The sequence below is a fragment of the Bacillus haikouensis genome, from assembly GCF_013179555.1.
GTDB classification, from domain to species: domain Bacteria; phylum Bacillota; class Bacilli; order Bacillales; family Bacillaceae_B; genus Rossellomorea; species Rossellomorea haikouensis_A.
In genome coordinates this window covers 1-1,264 of sequence record NZ_JABMCR010000541.1, presented here as the reverse complement: position 1 = coordinate 1,264, position 1,264 = coordinate 1, and the positions used below count along the sequence as shown (strand labels likewise).

The 1,264-nt window shown below is 38.4% G+C and carries 1 protein-coding gene and 1 pseudogene; both read left to right on the top strand.

Annotation, left to right across the window (positions count from 1 at the left end; all coding sequences use genetic code 11):
- Window positions 1-134, top strand: a pseudogene (locus HP456_RS24120) (macrolide 2'-phosphotransferase); the annotation flags it as partial.
- A gap of 275 nt (window positions 135-409) precedes the next feature.
- The coding region (locus HP456_RS24115; RefSeq protein ID WP_312857814.1) for an ABC transporter substrate-binding protein at window positions 410-1,264 on the top strand (855 nt) is incomplete at its 3' end.

Below are 1,264 nucleotides of genomic sequence, written 5' to 3'. Positions count from 1 at the left end.
GGCCAGCCATGAAAGAGCACATCATTGAGCTTAAAGCAGCATACCCTGTTGCGATTGCTGAGTTTGCGATCACGTCAGGTTTGGATGAGTATGAGCAGATGGCGAGAGAGGCATTGGGAGTGATTGAACGCTAGCATGAATGGTTTGGAGTTGATTTAGAGTTGATTTCGAAGCTGCCTTAAAATGTTTGGACTGTGCCTATGCTGCTTATCAAATCAATATAATTGTACTACCACTGAACCAAGTAGTTATTATTCAAGTAAAGAGCGCGATCCTGGAAAAAGGATCAGCGCTTATTTTCATTTTAGGGTTATATTTAACAATATTCGACATAAATAACAAAATAGTATTTAAATTCAGACGATTTGCGCATATAATAGTCTTTATACTATTTTAAGGGGGTAAAGCGGTGAAGCGACATATCAAAATGACATTTTATTTATTTCTCGCATCCATCTTATTTCTTTCTGCTTGTTCAAGCGGAAGCCAATCAAACAGCAGTACGGAAGGTGAAAAGAATCTTTCAGAGGAAGAGAAACATGGCGGAACGCTTATATATGGCAGAGGAGCGGATTCCATCAGTCTCGATCCTATTAACGTGACAGATGGTGAGTCTATCAGGGTGACACACAATATTTTTGAAACTTTATTTGAATATGACCATAACCTTGAACTTCAACCAAAACTGGCAACAGACTATAAAACTAGTGAAGATGGTTTAACTTGGACCTTCTCGCTTCGGGAAGGTGTAACGTTTCACGACGGAACAGATTTTAATGCCGAAGCAGTTGTATTTAACTTTGAACGGTGGATGGATCCCAATAATCCTTACCATAAAGGGGATTTTGTTTATTATCCATTTTTATATGGAGGTTTTAAAGGGGATGAAAACCATCTTATTGAACATGTGAGTGCTGTGGATGAATATACGCTTGAAATTAAACTCAAAAGAAAGACGGCACCATTTCTTAGTTACTTAGCCATTTCGATGTTCGGAATTGCAAGCCCTGCTGCTATAAAAAAATACGGAGATAAGTTAAATGAACATCCAGTCGGTACAGGTCCCTTTACGTTTAAAGAATGGACACGAAATAACTCTATCACTCTGGCAAAAAATCCTGATTACTGGACGGAAGGAAAACCTTATCTAGATCAAGTCGTATTCCAGGTAATTCCAGAAAACTCTTCTAGATTAGCAGCTCTGCAAAGTGGTGAAATAGATATATTAGATGGATTGAACCCTATTGATACGACAACGGTGGAA